This window comes from Bacillus sp. SSR7 (assembly GCF_055902415.1).
The window spans coordinates 191356-212522 of sequence record NZ_JBVVXV010000006.1; the positions used below are offsets into that span (position 1 = coordinate 191356).

Below are 21167 nucleotides of genomic sequence, written 5' to 3' on the forward strand. Positions count from 1 at the left end.
AACTTTCTTATCATATTCATTATTCATCATCACAAAAATTCTTATTCTAATAAAAAGTTCCAATAGATACCTTAAGTAAAGATACAAAAAACTTTTTGTTATTTAATTACCTTATGTAAGTGATTGTAATATAGTCACTTACTTTAGTCAAGTAGCTTTTAATAAAAAAATAAATCTCAAATTAAAAACATTAACTAAAATACAATTGAACACCAAATACACCTCTATTACTTGTATAATAAAATTAGAGAGGAAAATTCATATTTAGAAAGGATTTATTCATGAGCACTATAGAAAAAATTCAAACTTTTATTATTCTTTTTGCTGTTACATGCGGCATTATACTCGGGCAATTTAATTTCATACATATGTATTCAGACAAATTTATTGTTCCCTTCTTATTTTTCATGCTATATGGATTATTCCTCAGCATCCCATTAAAAGAAATAAAAAACGGATTTCGCAATTTAAAATTTGCTGGAACAAGTCTTACTATTAACTTCTTATGGACACCTTTACTCGCTTGGGGATTAGGAGCACTATTTCTTTCAGATCACCCAGCACTTTGGGTTGGATTTATAATGCTAATGGTTACTCCATGTACAGATTGGTACTTAATCTTTACTGAAATAGCGAAAGGAAATGTAGCACTTTCCACTGCGATTTTACCTGTAAATTTAATTTTGCAAGTACTACTACTTCCCATTTATTTATTTTTATTCGCTGGTGTCATGAAGACTGTAGCCGTTTCTGTTTTAATAGAGAGTATTGTTATCGTAATCGTCTTACCATTTTTACTTGCACACGCTACAAAATTCATTATGAATAAACTGAAAAACGCTGAAACGCTTGAGAATAAACTCATTCCGTTTTTCAGCTCTGCCCAAATTGTATTTTTAAGTTTAGCAATCGTAGCGATGTTTACATCACAAGGTAAATATTTACTACAAAATATGAATGTCGTTTTATTATTACTCATTCCTGTTCTATTGTTCTTCATCATTAATTTTGTACTAGGACAATTTATCGGGCGCGTTATGCGTTTATCTTATAAAGATACAGTAAGTCTAAACTTAACAACGTTAGCAAGAAACTCACCTGTTGCACTCGCTATTGCTGTAACAGCTTTTCCAGATGAGCCTCTTATTGCTCTCGCATTAGTTATTGGACCATTGATTGAGTTACCGGTACTTGCTTGTGTTTCGCAAGTTTTGTTGCTTATTAAGAAAAAACGGCAATATATATAATAAAAAACGTCCTACTTTGGGACGTTTTTTATTACCAAGAAATTATAGGATGAACGATAATTATCAATTCTAAAGATTTTATACGTTATAGAAGAATTAACTTGTCGTTACATTAACAAAACCTTCCTAATTAAAAATTATCGGAAACGTAAATATAACGAAAGCTGCCCAAAGTCCGTAAATTGGCAAATACTTCGTAACGGCATCTTGGATAGCTGTCGGTCCTGATTTGTTTTGCAAAAAACGCATATAGGAAAACATAATCCAAATTAAATTTGCCCAGATCAGTATGTTTACCCCTAACACAGCAAGTCTATTAGGTGTAATCCCGTAAGAAGAAAGTCTGAATATGATGGCTGATAAAGCGACAGTGTCAATAATAAGTGCCAGAACAATCAAGGCAAAATTGATATAATCTGAAATGTTCTTTTTCTCGTCTGAGTCACTCTCAACGATAGAAAATATAGTAACAGCCAATATACCAAGGAGTATTCCGTTAAAGGCCATTAAGAAATTGCGGTCCAAGAATGGATTTTTCCCGACCCAAATTACCGTTATTAGATAGATAAACAATGTAATCAAGACAAGCGGACTAAAAATTTTAGATATGTATGGTGTAATATTTTTAGCAAGTTTAAGATTCAATGATACTAAGTATGCAGCCACTACAGCGAGAGCGGCAGCTCCAAATAAAACAACATTACTAAAATAGAACTCTCCTATATCCAAGTCAACAAAGCTAAATAATCGCATGGTGAATACTGCTAGTATCATTCCACTCACTGCCATGCTCGCGTAGAGAAGACCATATTCTAAATTAAATTTAATATAAGCTAATCTTGTACTACCTTTTGAATATTCATTTCCGGTAAACGCAAGCCCTACTAAGACCCATAACAATATAGGAAGATGTAAATAAACAAGAATACTACTGTCTTTATAATTTAATGGCAACATATTAAGATACAAACCGGCAATTAAGAACAGCGCTGCAAGGAAATAAATAATACTTTTTTTCGGGGTATTATTGTAAACAAAATAAGCAGCGATAAAGGGAATTACACCAAAAGCTAGGTTAATTGGAGCAATTGCTTCCTGCTCGACAAAGTGGAAAATGATTCTAGTGCTTAGCCCAGCTAGAATAGCTAACATGCCCATGAATAAGAAACCTTTTTGAAACAGTGATATTTTTTCTGCATTTGTCTTTCCCTTGAAATGCAACCTTTCATACCAGGCAGCTAGCACCTGAGAATCAGAGTTTTCATCCCATGCTTGTGAGAATGACTTTTTAAAAGCTTTCGGGTCTTTTCTATACATTCTCTCCAACTCATGAGGGTTATCCATATTTTCGATAATCAAATTTTGATTGTTCATAGTTTTACCTCCTCTAATAAAGTGAAACTTTAATCAGTGAGGGTTTTCTGCATCCCCCACTGATTATTAGTTGAACCAATCGGACTTTTATGGGCAGTTGATTCCCCACCTAACTTCTTTGCTTCCGCTGAATTTTGAGGTGGGGGTCTTACTGCCCATTAAAGCGGGATAAAAAACAGCGTTGTTACCTTTCTATAAAAAGCATCTCACTGATTTATTATGATAATGATTTTAATACACAATTTATTGTTTTACAATAAATAATTATCAATTATAAAGATTTTTTTATTGTATATTTTATTTCAAACCAAAATATATAGTACTACTTATTCAAAAAAATATCCTATAGAATAGACTTTTTTAAGCGTCTATTCTATAGGATATAATTTAATTATCATATTTTTATTTGTTAAAACAACTTAATTCTCAAACACAAAATTAATCTTATTATCTTTCCACTCTAACTTCGCATCAAATGTTTTCTCGCCTTTTTTAAAGCCTTTAATTAAATCTGTCTTTTCACCTTTTAAGAGCTTTGTCATATTCTTTTGCGAGATTGTTTTACTTAATATTTTCTTCGAGATGGTAAAGTCACATTGTGTCGTGTTGTAATTAGAACAGCCGTAAAACGTTGACTTATCAATTACATCGCCATCACATTTTTTACAGCTACCAACCTTTTTACCTGTTGTAAATTTCGAGCCTTTTCGTTCAATCGATTCAACATGTAATCCAGTGAAATCCCACTTCTCAGACATTTCAACTGCATCTTCTATAATTTTAGCTGATAACTTTTTCGTCTGTTCCATAAATGTAGCTGGTGATGCTGTACCTTCCCCAATTTCTGCAAGACGTTGTTCCCATTTTGCAGTCATTTCCGGTGAAGCTAGTATTTTATCACCGATTGCGGTAATTAATACTTTTCCTTTATCAGTCGCATACACTTGGTTTTTCTTCACATCTATATATTTACGGTCTTTCAGCATCGTAATAATTCCAGCGCGAGTTGCCTCTGTACCTAAACCTTCTGTTTTCTTTAATACTTTCTCCAGCTCTTCATTCTCTAAATACTTACCAGCTGTTTTCATTAACGTAATAAGTTGTCCTTCTGTATAGCGCTTCGGTGGCTGTGTTTTTCCTTCTTTCACTTTCACCTTTACAACTTTTCCTTCTTCACCTTCAGCTACAATTGGAAGAATGGTTTCGTCATCTTTATCGTCTTGGAAAATAACTTTACGCCAGCCTTCTTGAATTTGCTGTTTTCCTTTTGAAATGAATTCAGCACGTTCATCTACAAGCGTTACAATCGTTGTATAGTCAAAAATCGCAACTTCATAGTGGGCTGCAATAAGCCTTCTTACGATCATATCGTAAATTTTCTTTTCATCACCTGATAATCTACTTGGATTTGTAACTTGCTCTGTCGGAATAATTGCGTAGTGATCTGTTACTTTCTTTTCGTTCACATAACGCTTATTGTTCATAATCGATTCAACCGGAGCTGGTAATAAATCTTTATATTCATCAAACTGACTTAACTTCTGTAAAATATCCGGGAACGTCGCTGCCTCTCCTTGGGTAACATAGTTGGAATCCGAACGAGGATAAGAAACAATCCCTTTTTGATATAGTGCTTGCGTTATATCAAGCGTCTTTTTCGGTGAAAACTTAAAGGCTTTATTTGCCGTTGCTTGCAGTGATGATAAGTTAAATAAAAGTGGCGGCTGAAATTCTTTACGCTCCGTTTTCATTTCCTTCACTACTGCCGGTTTACCTTGGCAAAATGCCGCAATTTTATTCGCCATATCAGGGTCTTTTAAGCGGGATTCACTATCCTTCTCCCATTTCCCCTCATACTTCTTTCCTTCTATATTAAAGGTTGCAAATACTTCCCAAAACGGCTCTGACTTAAAGTTTTCTATTTCCTTTTCACGCTTTACGATTAACGCGAGTGTCGGTGTTTGTACACGACCAGCTGAAAATACATCATTCATTCCTTTTTTCTTTAACAAAATACTAAACACACGTGATGCATTCATACCAACGACCCAATCCGCACATGACCTTGTATACGCCTCATAGTACGTATTGATTGTATCTGATTCGTCAAGCAAATTTTTAAATCCTTGGTAAATAGCTTGCTTCGTTAAAGATGAAATCCAAAGACGTTTCATCGGCTTCTGTACGTTACAAAGGTTAATAATGTTTCTTATTATTAATTCCCCTTCACGCCCAGCATCGCCCGCGTGAATAATTTCTGTTACCTGTGGATTATGTAACAGCTGTTTCACAACATTAAATTGCTTATACTTTGACTTTGTTACTTCAAATTGAAAACGCTCTGGAATCATCGGTAACGTATTAAGTGACCATTTTTTCCACTCTGCGTGATAATGTTCTGGATTACATAACTGCGTCAAATGACCAATTGCCCATGTACAGTACGCTCCATTTGGAAATAACTCATTTGCTTCTACTTCTAAATAACCATCTTTCCGGCGATATTTAAATTGTGAAACAAGAGCCAAACCTTGATCTGGTTTCTCGGCAATAATTAATTTCATTTTATAACTCCCTATCTGTATTCCAGTGTTACTTTCATTGTCTATCTGTTTAGAAGCGATGATAAAACAACAATCTTATTTATCATTCGCGGGTTATCCCGAGTAATGGGATAACTATAATATTATACGCTTATTCTTTATTGCTTCACAATAGAAACTCACTATATAACAATTTCTTTCACATACTCACAAATAAAAAAGGAGCTCAAAAAAATCAAGCGCCTACTTGCTTACATTTATTAAATTGTGCAGATAATTTGCAGATATAAATAAGCATAAGAACTCTCCATATGAACATATGATGAAATGAATGATAGGACAGGGAGGTATCATAATGTTCGCTTACACATTAACAGCCTTAACACTTTGTTGTATCTCGATTCTTATTACATCATATATGTCTAAACATAAGGGTACCCTAATGGAGTATATGGTATTTATTATGTCTTTTAGTATGAGTATCGGTTTAAGTATCGGTTTTTATTTCGGTTTTCTTTTTAAAGGAGAATTACTCTATTCTACTTTGCTTGCTATATTAATTAGTGGTTGTATCGGTTTTTTAGTTGGTCTACGTTTTCACCTGTACACTGCTTTAGAAGGAATGTTCTCTGGATTAATGGCAAGTATGATGGGAGCAATGATTACAGAAATGCTAAATGCTCAACAAGCTCATAGTATACTGTTCATTAGTCTTTTACTTACTATAACGATAACTATGTCATGTATGATTCAGCTTTTATCAGAAATCTTTTCTGCTTTTATTCAACGGCGTTTTTTGTTATTACTTTCAATTAGTGTGGTAATTATCATTGTCGTATTCGTGACATTCCCAGATCATACTCCCCCATCTTCATCCGGGCATAATCAACATATACATTGACATTTGGAATATAATTGACTTTATAAATTGAAGATGCTTTTCGAAGAAATATCGCGGTTTCAAATGAACAAAATAAAAAGACGCTCAAACTTGAGCGTCTTTCCCAATCGTTATTTCGTAACAACCTCATCTTCTTTTACATGTACATTATTTTCTCTCATAAACTCTTCAATCTCTTCCACTTCTCTAATGATATCTTTTGACAAGTTTTCGTATCCGTCTTTCGTTACAAGAATATCATCTTCAATACGAATACCAATTGATTCTTCTTCAATATAAAGACCAGGTTCAATTGTAATAACCATACCTTCTTCTAAAACTCTATCTTTGTATGTCCCTACATCGTGCGTATCTAAACCAAGGAAATGACTGACACCATGATAATAATATTTAGAAAGCTCTTCGTCTTCTTGAATTAAACCAACCGCTTTACACCCTTCTGCAAGTACTTTTTTAGCATGCTCATTTAATGCAGCGAACTTTAAGCCTGGTTTAATAATCTCTGTTGTTTCTTTCAATGCTTTTAATACAATATTATAAATTTGTTTTTGGCGACTAGAGAATGTTCCATTTGCCGGGAATGTATAACTAATATCAGCGTTATAGTAGTCTTTTTGAGCACCTAAATCTAGTAATACTAAGTCACCATTTTGAATTTGTGCATCATTATCTTCATAATGAAGAACTGTAGCATTTTTCCCACTCGCCAAAATTGTATTGAACGCATGATGCTTAATGCCAGATGACTTCAGTGTGAAATCAAACTGGGCTTCTAATTCATATTCCATCATGTTTGCTTTTGCATGCTTAAGTACGTTGTAAATACCGTCTTTCGTTACAGCAATCGCTTCTTTCATAATTTCAATTTCTTCTTCTGTTTTAAACACTCGTAATTCACAAATATTTGGATATACATTACTAATTGTTACGTGCGGGTATTGTTCTCTTACATGTTTAGCAAACGCTAATGTTTTTGTCTCTGTACCATTCCACTCACGACGCTCTAAATCTAAAAATAGATGCTTCACATTTTCTGTAAAAAATATATTTGACATTGTCTTTTCAAAGCTATCTAAATATACAACTTTCTTTATACCTGAAATTTCCTCTGCCTCTTCGCTAGAAACTGTTTTACCGACCCACTTTTCCATTACTGGATCTGACTTTTCAATGAATAGTGTTTCTTCAACACTCTTTCCAATTTTCTTCAACATGAAAATAACATTTGGTTCATCGATTCCTGTTACATAATAAAAATTCCGATTCGGCACAAACTTATAATGTGCATCCGCTGACATATGAGGTGCTTGTCCAGCAAATAAAATTGTAATTGATTCATCTGGTAATGTGTTTACTAATCGTTCTCTATTTTGAGCAAAAAATGTTGATTTCATAATAATCCCCCTAGCGTTCTATGTATGATTAAAAAAATAATTATCTAATCAATTCATTTTATTATTGTTACAATTTTTCGTCAATTTTTAACCTTTTTAGATGTTGTTGACATAATTAAAATTAAACGTTACAATAACTATATATTAGTAAGTAACTAATATTATTAAATCTAACTAGAGGTGAAACAAATGAAAAACATTTTATTCCGTATTAACGAATTATCAAAAAAAGAAAAAGTATCTGGATTAACAGTTGATGAAAAACAAGAACAACAAATGTTGCGTCAAAACTATACACAAACATTTCGTGGAAGCTTAGATTCCATTTTATTAAACACAAAAATTGTTGATCAAAATGGTCTTAACGTGACACCAGCTGCATTACAAGATGCTCAAATACGTTTAAAATTAAGCAAATGAGTTCTACGCTAAAGAATTTCAATAAAACATAAAAAGAGCTGGATTTCCTATATAGAAATTCCAGCTCTTTTTATTGTCTTTTCTAATTTAGTAAACGAACGATACATCGTAATTCTCCACGACACAATCATCGCAAATGCGAGTAAGAAAAACATTCCACTTAACTCCGCTAAATCAATTGATTGACTTAAATATGATTTCATTACTACTCGCACTGCTAATAATCCAACTAAAATAAATATGAATGCTTTTGACGGTTTCATATATATATGTTCATTTCTTATTTCAAACTTCGTTGTTTTAATAAGAAATATAGAGAAAATAAGTCCTATACTAATCGCCTCTACTATTTCTAACGATGTTAATCGAAACGCTGGTAAGAAGTACATCATTGCGCCAGTACTCATAAAAATTGGCGGCAATATTATTTTCTTTTTCGTTACCGGCTTTTTCGCTGCTTTCAAGCGAAGAAACATTACCCCAACAGCCATACAAACTGCTACAATACTTGATAAAAGTGCTATCATCCTCTTCACTCCTATCTATTTAACAGACTTTTTGAGCAAAATCATAAACCAAACGAGCCCGATACTTATAATAACGTGACCTAATCCAGCCATATGGCTTAAACCGTTAAAGTCAGTTCCATTTACTTGTAGAAGACCTCTCCATAGCATTGTAGCAATAGTAAAGATTACTCCTACATTATAAACAACAAACCATGCACAAAAGCTCTTTGATTCTTGCATTTGAAACACTTTAAATAAAGCAAAAGCAATTAAAAAGAATACGAAACCGAGCACTAATACATGTGTATGCACCAATTGCAACATTGTGGACCCTTTAATCCCTTGTGCTTTCGAGTATTCTCTTGCAAATACTCCTGATAATAAACCGATAATTAAGTAAATGAATGCTGCATTATATAATTTCTTCATTCTATTCCTCCTGCTGTAAACTTTCCATATTCGCTGCAATCATTTTACGCAAAGTTTATGAACGGAATATGAACAAAATATTACATTCAATATTTAAATATAAAAAAACATTCCACAATTCATATTTGTGGAATGTTTTTTCAACTTATTTTAAATCTTCTATTGAGAAAGCACCTGGCAGTAACTGCTCAACAGTCACTTCTTTTTCATCGCCTTTTACATTCGTTAATAATACAGGCATTTTCGAATCACAGAATTCAGCGATTACTTGTCTACAAGCACCACACGGTGAAATCGGTCCGTCCGTTTCTCCTGTAATAACTAAGTAACTAAAGTCGCGCTCACCTTCTGATACTGCTTTAAAGATCGCTGTTCTTTCTGCGCAGTTACATAAGCCATAAGAAGCATTTTCTATATTACAACCAGTATAGATTTTACCTTCTTTCGTAACTAACGCTGCACCAACAGGAAATTTTGAATACGGAATATATGCTTTTTCTAACATCTTATTTGCTTCTTCAATATATTTTTTCTTATCCATATTATTTCCCCCTCAAAGTAAGTGTAATGATGATTAGTCAGTAATAACTGTATGCACTAATTTAGGAGCCTCTGCTGTTTCAGCGATAGAAATGTTCTCATAAATTTTAGCTTTTACATCTTCTACATTTTCGCGATTTGCATAGATTGTTACGAATGGCTCGCCTTCTTTTACTGCATCGCCCACTTTTTTACGTAACATTAGTCCTACCGCTAAATCAATTTCGTCTTCTTTCGTTGCACGGCCAGCACCAAGTAGCATAGCTGCGATACCGATTTCATCTGCAACAATGTTAGAAATAACACCTGAAGTTTTTGCAGGTACATCAATTACATACTTCGCTTGTGGCATTTTTTCTGGATTGTCTACAATTGAGCTATCTCCGCCTTGATTGCTTAAGAACTCTTTAAACTTCTCAGTTGCTTTTCCGTTCTTCATCACTTCAATTAACATTTCACGAGCTTCTTCTAATGTATTTGCTTTTTTCGCAAGTACGACCATCTGACTTCCTAATACGAGTACTAATTCTGTTAAATCTTCTGGACCTTCACCTTTTAACGTATCAATCGCTTCTTTCACTTCTAGAGCGTTACCAATTGCAAAACCAAGTGGTTGTGACATATCTGAAATAACAGCCATCGTTTGACGTCCTACATTATTTCCGATACGTACCATTGCATGTGCTAATTCTTTTGCATCTTCTTCTGTTTTCATAAATGCGCCAGCACCTGTTTTCACATCAAGTACGATTGCGTCAGCACCAGCTGCAATTTTTTTACTCATAATTGAACTTGCGATTAAAGGAATTGAGTTAACCGTTCCTGTTACATCGCGTAATGCATAAATCTTTTTGTCTGCAGGTGTTAAGTTTCCTGTTTGCCCAATAACAGCTACTTTGTCACGGTTTACAATATCAATGAACTGCTCTTTCGTAATTTCAACGTGGAATCCTTCTACCGCTTCTAATTTATCAATTGTTCCGCCCGTATGTCCTAAACCACGACCAGACATTTTTGCTACTGGTACATCTAAAGCAGCTACTAATGGTCCTAGTACTAATGTTGTTGTATCACCAACACCGCCAGTTGAATGTTTGTCTACTTTAATTCCTTCAATTGCTGATAAGTCGATTGTTTCTCCGGACTCCACCATTGCCATCGTTAAATCTGCACGTTCGCGATCTGTCATATCTTTAAAGAAGATTGCCATTGCAAGTGCACTTACTTGATAATCAGGAATACTTCCGTCTGTATATCCATTAATAAAGAATTTGATTTCTTCAGTCGTTAATTCTTTACCGTCACGTTTTTTCGCAATAATATCTACCATTCTCATTACAATCACCATTCCTTTTTATATGATATGAATCTATTAAAATAATAAGCCTACGATTGTTGCTGATAAGAAACTTACTAATGTTGCACCGAAAAGTAATTTCAAACCAAATCTTGCGACTACATTCCCTTGCTTTTCATTTAAGCTCTTAACCGCTCCTGCAATAATTCCAATTGAAGAGAAGTTTGCAAATGAAACTAAGAATACAGATATAATCGCTGTCGTTCTATCTGAGAAATTAAAGTTTCCTTGTGCTAAATCTGTCATAGCGACAAATTCATTCGATACTAATTTTGTTGCCATAATATTTCCGGCATTAACAGCTTCATGCCAAGGTACACCCATAATAAATGCAAATGGCGCAAATACATAACCAAGAATTTCTTGGAATGAAATACCGATTACACCTTTAAATACGGCATTAATGAATGCGATAAGAGCAACGAAACCAATTAACATAGCTGCTACTGTAATCGCAACTTTAAATCCGTCTATAATATATTCTCCTAATACTTCAAAGAAAGTCTTTTTCTCTTCCTCTTGTACTTCTAACATATCTTCTTCTTCAGTAACTTCATAAGGGTTAATGATAGAAGCGATAATAAAGCCACCGAATAAGTTAAGCACTAAAGCGGTTACAACATATTGCGGTTTTAATAACACCATATACGATCCAACGATAGACATTGAAACGGTAGACATTGCAGATGCACATAATGTATACATTCTTTTCTCTGGCAATAATCCTAGTTGTTTCTTAACTGAAATAAACACTTCAGATTGTCCTAAAATTGCAGAAGCAACAGCGTTATATGATTCTAGTTTCCCCATTCCATTTACTTTACTTAATGCTAAACCGATAGATTTTACGATAATAGGTAACACTTTAATGTGTTGCAAAATACCGATTAAAGCTGAGATAAATACGATTGGCATTAATACACTTAAAAAGAACGAAAACTCTTTTTGATTTACTAATCCACCAAATACGAAATTCACACCGTCAGCGGCATATTTTAATAGCTCTCCAAAACCATCTGCTATTCCGCTAATTAATATATTCCCTATACTTGTATTTAATAATAAAAACCCCAAAATGAATTGTAATATAACCATCGTTATGATTGGGCGATATTTGACTTTTTTTCTATCATTACTAGCAAGCCAAGCGATACCTAAAATCAATACGAGGCCAAAAATACCAATTAAGTATTTCATAAGCCGTCTCCTCCCATTCGTATCCGCTTACATTCTTTTCAATTGTTAAAGCAATAGATACACTTTACTTTGTGTATCTATTGCTTTTGACATCATTAATGATTAGTAGTTATCTGTAGCACCTTTTGCATCATTTAATACGATTGCAACACTAGCACTTGCTCCAACGCGAGAAGCTCCAGCAGCTACCATTTTTTCTGCATCTTCACGCGTACGAACGCCACCAGATGCTTTTACACCAACGTTTGGTCCAACTGTTTTACGCATTAATGCGATATCTTCAGCAGTGGCTCCGCCAGTTGAGAATCCAGTTGAAGTTTTTACGAAATCAGCACCAGCTTTTACTGATAATTCACAAGCGCGTACTTTCTCTTCATCTGTTAATAGGCAAGTTTCAATGATTACTTTTACAAGAGCTTTTCCTTTTGCTGCTTGTACTACTTCATAAATGTCTTTTTCAACAAGTTCGTTATCGCCATCTTTTAAAGCGCCTACGTTGATTACCATATCAACTTCAGTTGCACCTTTTGCAATCGCATCTTTTGTTTCAAATGCTTTTGTTTCAGTCGTGCTTGCTCCTAATGGGAAACCGATTACAGTACAAACATCTACATCATGTCCAGCTAATTCTTCAGCAGCTAGCTTTACCCATGTAGGATTAATACAAACAGAAGCGAATTTATATTCCTTTGCTTCTTCGATTACTTTCATAACATCTTCTTTAGTAGTATTAGCTTTTAAAATTGTATGGTCAATTAACTTTGCAATGTTCATTATCTTCACTCCTCATATCTTTTAACAACTTCATTCTAACCCTTAGTTGAACAAATGTAAATACACTTTTGAAATTTTGTTCATTCTTTTCAAAAAGGATTTTCCCTGTAGTAAGTAAAGCTCATTTTAACTAAGAAACGCTTACTATTTAAAATCCAAACTTTTCTATTAACAATGGTAGTATGTATCTCAATATCCATAATTATTTTTTAAAAAGGATATTTGTGTTCCAAAAAGGACTTCTATACTTCATACATAACGAAATAAAAGGCTTTCTCAAAATTAATATCTTGAGAAAGCCTTTTATTTTTAACCTTTTTGATAATGCAACAATTCTTTAGCCGTATGTTGATCGATAATTAATACATTTGCATACCCACCACGTAACGCACCATCAATTGCTTTTATTTTTCTATTACCACCTGCAACTAAAATAGAGCGTTTCTTTAATTTCAGTTCCTCTAGCTCAATTCCAATTGTACGCTTATTAATTTCTTCGCTACTAATATTTCCGTCTCCATCAAAGAAACGTGAACAAATGTCACCGACCGATTGTTTTTTGAGTAAATTTGTTTCATCCTTATCGAAATAACCTAATCGAAATAATAGCGCTTCGTCTCGCACTGTTCCTACAGTAAAAATTGCAATATTCGCTTGTTTTCCCATTTCGATAATGTGATGAATATGTCGATCCTGCTCTACTAATTCTTTTGTAACTGCATTATCAAATATAACTGGAAGAGGTAGATTTCTAGGCGTCGTTTGAAAAGCATCTGCAAATAAAGCTATCGTCTCATTCGCATATGTATTTACACTCGAATGACTAATACCACCTTTTAGCTGGACAACTTCTACACCTTTTACATGTTGCGGTACGATTTTTCTAGCGATTTCATACATCGTCATTCCCCAGCTTACACCAACGATATCACCATTTTTAACCGTCTTTTCCATATACTCAGCAGCATATTTACTTATATACTCTGTAATCGTTGCATATTCTGGAACAGGTGAAAATACGACATGCGCCTCTAACAAGTTGTACTTTTCTTTCAGTAAATTTCCAACGTTATCTAAATCAGCAAATGGATCAGCTATACTAATTTGGACAAATCCTTTTTCTTTCGCGTATTTTAATAATCTAGAGATCGTCGGTCTTGAAATATTTAATTTATTAGCAATTTCTTGCTGACTATAATCTGATTGATAATATAATCTTGCAACTTCGACACTTAATTGTTGTTTATCTTTATCCATAGTAACTCATTACAAATCCCTTCCTGTATTTCCCTTTCGTTACAAGCATTATACAGCTTTATGCAAAAAAATTCGACTATCGAATTTTATCTAACTGAACTTCTATTCTACGTATTATATACAATGAAACCTTATTGTGTAGATTTACAAACTCAATATAGAAACACTTACAACATATAAATCAGTTTATATGTAATTCATTCTTTATTGCTTTTTCTGTATTAACGATAACAAAGCCGTTCAATAAGAAACATGAAACATCATCTAAAAAGCTCCCTTTGCTAAAGTCTATTCAAATACCCCTCATAAACAGAAGATACATTTTATGAAGGGTATATATTCAATTTAAATTTATAAAAATCGTATGGAAACAATGCAAGTTCTCACTTATTTAGAATAAGAGAAAAGATGATGTTTTATTTGTTCAATAAAATAATGATGGTGTATATTATCGTTAGATACGCGACTTGCCATAATAGCTCCCTCCATTGAAGATGAAAGAAAAGAAGCGAGTGATATAATATCTATATCTTCTTTAAGCTCTTGTTTCTCTATTCCTTCCTTTATGAGAGAGGCCATTAACATTACTGTATTATCATAACCTTTTGCTGCTGCTTTTTGTAATTCTGGAAATACTCCAGTACTTTCGATTGCGCTATTAAGTAATGGACAGCCTCCAGCAATAGGAGGATTATTAGCTGCATCTTGATATACAAGGAAAATTGCAAGAATTTTATCGATTGCTGTCTTTTTATTTTCCATTGCTTTATGAAAATGACTCCACATAATCTCACCACTTTTGTCGTAGGCAGCAAGGACAATTTCTTCTTTACTTTTAAATCTACGATAAATAGATCCTTTAGGCAGTTCAGTAGCTGTCATTATATCCTGGATGGATGTGCGAGTTATCCCATTAGTATTAAATAAATATAAAGATGTTTCAATAATTTTTTCTTTTACCTTATCAACTTTAGTCATGCTTTGTAATCCTCCTAATAAAAACGAGCTTAATATCCCAAATAATTTTTTATTGTAATTATAAATAAGTTTGGTACAGAAATATAGTATCACTCCTACCTTGTGGAAACCTCAAACAATACAGTTTGAAAAGAGGTTAGTCAAATTTCATTATCTATATCATCCGAATGAACTTTCTGTCAAAAGAAACATGACCAATTGTTTAATTCGGTCATGTTATACAACTAATTTTACCTAAAATCGTAGAACATGTAAAAATTATATAGTTAATTTTAGTGTATAGACATATGACTATTATATAGTTTTTATTAATATGTTTAGCTAAAGGGTTTAAACTACTCTCACTCTCACTTCATTCTATTGAAAGGTTAATCATTAATGATTACTGGAATTAAATTGCAACAAAGCAACTGAGATATAAATATATTTGCTTTTTTACTATTTTGATTTTGTTAATACTTTGGAAAAAGGGTTTAAAAAACTAAAAACTTATAGTATCATTAGATTCCGGACCGAACCGTCCGGTTTGAAATCTTATATAAATAAAGGAGAACGTTATGCAGAAAGAAAAATTAAAGATTATAAGTAATTTAATTATGGGGGCAATAAAGTGAACTTTATAAAAATGAACAAAAAAGAAATTATTATGCTAATAATTTATACACTGTTTGCACTACTTCAAATTGGTTTGTTCCTATTATTTGGCATATCACTTTTAACTAACAGCAATATAGTTGAATCAGAATTTGCTCTTAGTGCCATCGGTTTGACTATACCTGCTATTGTGGGAATAATTTTCTTTAGGAAAGAAATTATTGAAAGTTTTACTTATTTCAAAGAGAAGACAATTCTAAAAATAGTAAGTATTCCTATGGTAGTTTTATTTACGGTAATTGTGGAACAGATTGTTATGCGTTTTCTAGCAACTGGTCAGCCAGAGAACCAAGAACAGCTCCTTGAAACGGGTACGGAGATACCTCTTATATTTACATTACTTGTATTTGGTATTCTAGGTCCAATGCTTGAAGAAATTGTATTTCGTCATATAATATTAAATCGTTTTTCGCATTACATTGGTACTGCAATTGCATCTATCATTTCGATTATAATTTTTACAGTTCTTCATACGAACCAGCTTTCGGATATTGCTATTTATTTACCTGGCTCGGTGATACTTACTGCGGCTTATCTTATTTCTAAGAGATCCATTGCATATGTTATGGCAATACATATGTTAAACAATTGCATTACTTTCATTCTAAACTAGACTTGTTCCTGTTGCAGAGTTAAAAAATTTGAAATAAATATTAATAAACAGGGATTACAAGTTAGATAGCGACTAATGATTTGTGTAATTCCTTGCACTTCAAAAAACCACAGTTTGGATGTAAACTGTGGTTTTTTTACATCTTTATTTTTGGAAAAATAATCTAACTCCAAATACTAATAGTACTGTGCCCGTAATCCCCTCCATTATACGGTTCACTCGTTCTTTTCTTAAAAAAGTTCTTAATTGACGTATGAGTGAGATATAAAACAAATACCATATTGCGGTCAAAGTCGTAAATGTGAGCCCTAACAAAAGAAATTGGAGGAAATGATTTTGATTACTCACAATAAATTGGGGTAGAAAACTAAGGAAAAACACAGCCGTTTTTGGGTTTAAAATTGCCGTAGTAAACCCTTGTCTAAAACTTTTCATCGCTCCAATATCCTTAGAGTCCATTTCTACTGAACCTGACATATCTTCTTTTTTATGTAAAGCATTTTTAATTGACTTTACAGCTAAGAAAATCAAATAAAAAGCCCCAGCATATTTTATAAATATAAATAACATAGAGAATTTCATTAGGATGGCAGAGAGTCCTAGCGTAGCCATTATTGTATGAATCATCATTCCAGATATCGTTCCTAAAACAGTCTTCATCCCACCATTTTTGCCATGCGAGATAGTATTTTTTGTAACTAGTGCAAAACCAGGACCAGGCATTATTATGATTAGCATTGCTGTAAGGATAAATAACAAATAATTTTCCATGTTCTAGTATTTCCTTTCCAATTTTTAATTTTGCTTACAGTATAGCTTTTTTCATTAAAACATTACATATAAAAGGCTTGATTAGAAATTTATCTAGGTTATTAGTATCAATTTGACTAAATATTACCCCAAAGCCTCATGGATAAAACACATGAAAACTTATATATAAAATTACAAGTTCAACTCTCACAAAAAACAAGATAAAAAAATAAACAGCAGAACTAGTCCACTGTTTACTTTGCCACACCTTCATGTAATTTTTCTGTATAATCCTTTACATCTTTCCAGCTATCTTTCGCTGTACGTAAATCTTCTTTTATAAACGTAAACTCTTCCGGACTAATTCCTTTTACGTTTTGTAGTAAATTATTGTATTTTGCACCTACTGTATACCATTGATTTGATATGTTTTGTAGTGCTGTAATTGCTGCATCGATCGTTTCAGTCATATTTGTTGTTTTATTTTTTACATCCGTTAAAATTGCGACTTCTGCTTGTGCTCCTGAAATTCTATCTTTTAAATTGGCGATTTCTCTTTCTGCATTTGCGATATCTTTTTTCGCAACCGCAATCATCGGCCCGCCAGCAAGACATGTTATTAGCGCTACGCAAAGTACGCCACCAGCAATGACCATATCATTACTCTTTTTAATCGAATCGTTATATGTATTTATTTGTTGCTCTAGAGCTGGAATACCAGCATTCGTACTTGCCAATATCGATGTTAACTGATTTGTATCCTCTTTGAAACTATTTGTATCTTTCGCCATTCTATCGCGAAAAGCTTTCAAATTCCCTAATAATCCATCTACCTCATTTTGATTCTTTACAATATCCGCATACAACTTTTCTAAATCCGCTTTTAATTTTCCGCTATCCTTTTGATCAATCGCTATTAACATGTCATTATAATACGATTGAAAAGTATTATTGTAATTTATAATATTTTGATCCGTTTTCATAATTTGAGGCTTCATATTATTTAACCAATATGTTGCATTAATTTTTGCATCTCTTTGATGCTGAATCATATTCCCTTTAAATTCACTATTAATCGAACTTATTTTACTTAAATCCGTCTCTTGTTGATTTTGAATTAATTTTGCATATGAATCCATTGCAAATATACTCGATGTCGTTTGTGCCATTACATCTCGGAATCCAGCTGGTCCAAGGGAATAGTTTTTCACATTTTCTTGTAGCACCTTTACATTTTGTTCTGCTGCAAAAGGATATAAAGGAAATGCGTTACTCGTTGCCACTCCAGCAATCATTACCGCTAAAAGACATTTTTTATAAAATCTTTTCTGCATATTTTTCACCTATTCTCTTTATAAGGATATCAAAAGCTCCTGCTCACAACTGAACAGGAGCTTCAAATCATTCATCAACACTTAACGCTCTAACGATTCGTATTCAATTATGCTTTTTTCGTATCTACTACTTTAATATCTTCAGCATAAATCTTTTCTGCATAGTCTTTAATATTTTTCCAGCTATCTTTCGCAATGTTTAAATCTTCTTTAATGAAAACAAGGTCGTTTGGACTAATTGAATCCACATTTTGAAGTAAAGAATTGTATTTTGATCCCATTGTATACCATTGGTTTGAAATGTTTTGCAACGCTGTAATTGCAGTATCAATTGTATTTGTTAAATACTCGGTTTGTGTTTTAATATTCGTTAACCCAGCTACTTCTAATTGAGCAGTTGTAACTTGTCCTGTTATTTTTTGAATTTCAGCTTGTGCATTATCAAGTTCTTTCTTCGCTAATACGATACCAGCTGTACCACCGCCTACAGCCGCTGCGCCTCCCGCAATTAATGCTACCCCTAGTGGTGTTCCTGCACCTGTAGCAATAACTACTGCACCACCGATAATTGCAATTGGCCCTAGAGCTGTCGCAACAGATGAACCGATAATAATTGCATTATATTTACTAATCGCTTCATTGTACGTTGTAATCTGATTTTGCAATAGCGGAATCCCTGCATCTTGACTAGCTAAAATAGATGTGATTTGATTTGCATCACCCTTGAAGTTTTGCGTATCCGACGTCATTTTATTTCGAAATTTTTTCAAGTCTTCTACTAACTGATCCACTTGCGCTTTATTTTCATTAATACTACTTGATAATCTAGTTAAACCTTTCGTAAGAGTCGCTTTATCTTTTGCATCTACCGCAGCAACTAAAGTATCATAATAGTTTTGGAATTTCGTATTGTAGTTAATGATATTTTGATTCGTTGAAATAAGCTGTGGCTTCAATACATCTAACCATTGCTTCGCATTTCCTCTAGCTGTATCCTGGTGCTGAATCACTTTCCCTTTTAAAGCCGCATCAACAGATGATACATTTCCAAAGTTAACATTACCTTGTTTAATAATTGTTAAAGCGTACAGATCCATTACTAAAGCGTTTGAACCTGTTCTTTCCATTGCATCTTTTAAGCCTTCTGGTCCTAATGAGTATTCCTCATAGTCATTATAAGCTTTTGCTACCGCATGAACTGGAGCTTGTTTCACTGTACTTTCAGCTGCATACGTATGGGCTGGCATAATGTTTCCTGCTGCAAATACTGCCATAAGTGCTGATAGAGCCATTACTTTATAAGGTTTTTTTGTCATTTTTCTTCTCTCCCTATATCGTTACTTATTTTTAATGTACTTCAACGTTTGTAACGTAATCTTCAAATTGATTTGTTTGCTTATTCATTTCATCACTTACTTTTTTAATTTGATTGAAATGTTTTTGAAGTAAACTACTATCTGTATATGTGCCTTCTTCAACATTCTTTTGAATTTGGATCATATTATTGTTTAGAACTTTCCAATCTGTTAATAACGTTTCTAAAGTTGTAATTTGACGATCGATTAATTCTGTAAAACTACTTACTTGATCTTCAACGAATGTAATTTGTGTCGCCTCTGCTTCAGTTTGTGATAACCTTTGAATAAGTGGTAGTAGCTCTTTTTGCTTTTGCTGAATGCGAAGAGCGGCTTCTCTTGTTTGACTATCGGCAGCATTTACAATTTCATTACTTAAAGTACCGATAGAAACAAAATCGATTGTTTTCGTTTGTGCAGTTTGATTTGTGATTGTAAATACTTGTTTACCAATATTAATAGAACCTTTAATGATTTCTTGAGGTCTATTCAAAATAGTAGTTAGTTCAGCTTGAATTTCCCCTTGAATTCTTTTAATATCTTCTCTTAATTTCACAATATCTCCACTTGATCCTTGCAGTGTTTTTATTGCTTCATCAGCTTTAATTGATAAGTTGTTACTATCTTTGTCCAATACCGTTTTAAATCGATTTAACTCTAATAAGTCTTGCTCCATACTCTCTTGGATATTTTGTACTTGCAATTGTAGTTTTCCATATGCATTTGTAAAATCTGCTTTTGATTGTTCATCCTCATTTACGTTCCCTGCTAGTTCATAGAGCTTACTGTAATAACTATTAAATCTAGTACTATATCTCATCATCTCTTGATTTAAGTCAATTAGCTTCGGATTATATTCATCAATCCACTCTCTTACATTTGCCTTTGCAAACTTTTGATGATTCGTCAAACTACTCATCGCATTCACCTTAATATCTGGCTGTTGTAAAATAACTAGTCCGTATGCTTGTATTAGCGGTGACTGTGATCCTAACATTCTAATTGAATTGGATAATGTATTTGGAGCAATTACATTTTGTGCATATACTGTTTTCACTTCTATTTGCCCCTCCTTAGCGTAAGCGCTTACAGGAATGAAGCAACTCGTAGATACTGCTGTAACCAATAACCCTGTAATTAAAGTCTTTTTCACTTTAACTCCTCCTATGTATTAGCAACTATTACTATCGCATTTTATTATTCTATTTTCTTGCCCATAATTTGAGATGGTTAAAATAGAGAACGTTCTCACCGCGATTCACGCACGAACCATCTCTCCCCAATTTTATTGCTACAGTACTTACTTATCGTTATAAAACTTTTCATATGTGGTTAGTATGAATAACATTGCATGAATTTTCTATTTCATCTTATTTCCCACATTGATACAGTGAATATATTACATAAAAATATTATTCATTTTAAACTAATTCACATACATAAATATGAAATTCCATTTTGTTTTCATATAAGTTTTGTACTGTAAGGTCATTTAAACACAGCTATTTATATAACGTAAAGAAGTATTTTCATTCCCTTTA

At 33.1% G+C, this 21167-nt stretch carries 19 protein-coding genes; 4 read left to right on the top strand and 15 right to left on the bottom strand.

All coding sequences use genetic code 11. The features are described 5' to 3' along the window. Positions 1–281 precede the first annotated feature (281 nt). Positions 282–1247, top strand: coding sequence for an arsenic resistance protein (locus AC0NJG_RS14005; RefSeq protein ID WP_308901044.1), 966 nt, complete (start codon positions 282–284; stop codon positions 1245–1247). A gap of 126 nt (positions 1248–1373) precedes the next feature. Here the strand turns inward: AC0NJG_RS14005 and AC0NJG_RS14010 are convergent, their stop codons facing one another. Together AC0NJG_RS14010 and topB are read right to left on the bottom strand one after the other, a co-directional pair. After that, positions 1374–2621 carry a DUF4153 domain-containing protein gene (locus AC0NJG_RS14010; protein ID WP_308901042.1) on the bottom strand — a complete coding sequence of 416 codons (1248 nt, stop codon included), beginning with the start codon at positions 2619–2621 and terminating at the stop codon, positions 1374–1376. A gap of 419 nt (positions 2622–3040) precedes the next feature. After that, positions 3041–5185 carry a DNA topoisomerase III gene (gene topB / locus AC0NJG_RS14015; protein WP_087952928.1) on the bottom strand — a complete coding sequence of 715 codons (2145 nt, stop codon included), beginning with the start codon at positions 5183–5185 and terminating at the stop codon, positions 3041–3043. A 334-nt stretch (positions 5186–5519) separates the two neighbouring features. On the opposite strand from topB, the gene AC0NJG_RS14020 reads away from it, so the two are divergent. Beyond that, positions 5520–6065: a hypothetical protein gene (locus AC0NJG_RS14020; protein WP_474063152.1), complete on the top strand. Its 546-nt coding sequence runs from the start codon at positions 5520–5522 to the stop codon at positions 6063–6065. Positions 6066–6175: 110 nt separating this feature from the next. Here AC0NJG_RS14020 and AC0NJG_RS14025 read toward each other — a convergent pair whose 3' ends face one another. Next, positions 6176–7459, bottom strand: a complete 1284-nt coding sequence (locus tag AC0NJG_RS14025) for an aminopeptidase P family protein (RefSeq protein ID WP_474063153.1) — start codon at positions 7457–7459, stop codon at positions 6176–6178. Positions 7460–7648: 189 nt separating this feature from the next. On the opposite strand from AC0NJG_RS14025, the gene AC0NJG_RS14030 reads away from it, so the two are divergent. Continuing rightward, the gene (locus tag AC0NJG_RS14030; RefSeq protein WP_000789788.1) at positions 7649–7879 is read left to right on the top strand and encodes a DUF896 domain-containing protein; all 231 of its coding nucleotides are present in this window, start codon (positions 7649–7651) and stop codon (positions 7877–7879) included. A gap of 47 nt (positions 7880–7926) precedes the next feature. Here AC0NJG_RS14030 and AC0NJG_RS14035 read toward each other — a convergent pair whose 3' ends face one another. From AC0NJG_RS14035 to AC0NJG_RS14070, 8 genes are all read right to left on the bottom strand, one after another. Beyond that, complete coding sequence (locus AC0NJG_RS14035; RefSeq protein ID WP_087952933.1) at positions 7927–8406, bottom strand: CcdC family protein; 480 nt, start codon at positions 8404–8406, stop codon at positions 7927–7929. Positions 8407–8421: 15 nt separating this feature from the next. Further along, positions 8422–8817, bottom strand: coding sequence for a DUF2871 domain-containing protein (locus tag AC0NJG_RS14040; RefSeq protein ID WP_087952934.1), 396 nt, complete (start codon positions 8815–8817; stop codon positions 8422–8424). Between the two features lie 145 nt (positions 8818–8962). Beyond that, the gene (locus AC0NJG_RS14045) at positions 8963–9358 is read right to left on the bottom strand and encodes a cytidine deaminase (RefSeq protein ID WP_474063154.1); all 396 of its coding nucleotides are present in this window, start codon (positions 9356–9358) and stop codon (positions 8963–8965) included. A gap of 33 nt (positions 9359–9391) precedes the next feature. Then, the gene (locus AC0NJG_RS14050; protein WP_002081390.1) at positions 9392–10693 is read right to left on the bottom strand and encodes a pyrimidine-nucleoside phosphorylase; all 1302 of its coding nucleotides are present in this window, start codon (positions 10691–10693) and stop codon (positions 9392–9394) included. A gap of 36 nt (positions 10694–10729) precedes the next feature. After that, the gene (locus tag AC0NJG_RS14055) at positions 10730–11911 is read right to left on the bottom strand and encodes a NupC/NupG family nucleoside CNT transporter (protein WP_000876168.1); all 1182 of its coding nucleotides are present in this window, start codon (positions 11909–11911) and stop codon (positions 10730–10732) included. A gap of 102 nt (positions 11912–12013) precedes the next feature. Then, positions 12014–12685 carry a deoxyribose-phosphate aldolase gene (gene deoC, locus AC0NJG_RS14060; RefSeq protein WP_001017446.1) on the bottom strand — a complete coding sequence of 224 codons (672 nt, stop codon included), beginning with the start codon at positions 12683–12685 and terminating at the stop codon, positions 12014–12016. Between the two features lie 309 nt (positions 12686–12994). Continuing rightward, a complete protein-coding gene (locus AC0NJG_RS14065) occupies positions 12995–13942 on the bottom strand; it encodes a sugar-binding transcriptional regulator (protein WP_087952935.1) in 948 nt (315 codons plus the stop codon). Between the two features lie 387 nt (positions 13943–14329). After that, on the bottom strand, positions 14330–14920 hold the full coding sequence (locus AC0NJG_RS14070) for a TetR/AcrR family transcriptional regulator (RefSeq protein WP_087952936.1): 591 nt from the start codon (positions 14918–14920) through the stop codon (positions 14330–14332). 610 nt (positions 14921–15530) lie between these two features. On the opposite strand from AC0NJG_RS14070, the gene AC0NJG_RS14075 reads away from it, so the two are divergent. Beyond that, positions 15531–16187, top strand: coding sequence for a CPBP family intramembrane glutamic endopeptidase (locus AC0NJG_RS14075; RefSeq protein WP_087952937.1), 657 nt, complete (start codon positions 15531–15533; stop codon positions 16185–16187). A 144-nt stretch (positions 16188–16331) separates the two neighbouring features. Here AC0NJG_RS14075 and AC0NJG_RS14080 read toward each other — a convergent pair whose 3' ends face one another. From AC0NJG_RS14080 to nheA, 4 genes are all read right to left on the bottom strand, one after another. After that, on the bottom strand, positions 16332–16958 hold the full coding sequence (locus AC0NJG_RS14080) for a LysE family translocator (RefSeq protein ID WP_088327267.1): 627 nt from the start codon (positions 16956–16958) through the stop codon (positions 16332–16334). 233 nt (positions 16959–17191) lie between these two features. Then, entirely contained in the window at positions 17192–18271 is a 1080-nt protein-coding gene (gene nheC, locus AC0NJG_RS14085) for a non-hemolytic enterotoxin NHE subunit C (protein ID WP_474063155.1), read from the bottom strand. A 107-nt stretch (positions 18272–18378) separates the two neighbouring features. Then, positions 18379–19587: a non-hemolytic enterotoxin NHE subunit B gene (gene nheB / locus AC0NJG_RS14090; protein WP_000162968.1), complete on the bottom strand. Its 1209-nt coding sequence runs from the start codon at positions 19585–19587 to the stop codon at positions 18379–18381. 31 nt (positions 19588–19618) lie between these two features. Next, on the bottom strand, positions 19619–20779 hold the full coding sequence (gene nheA / locus AC0NJG_RS14095) for a non-hemolytic enterotoxin NHE subunit A (protein ID WP_087994492.1): 1161 nt from the start codon (positions 20777–20779) through the stop codon (positions 19619–19621). Between the last annotated feature and the right edge of the window lie 388 nt (positions 20780–21167).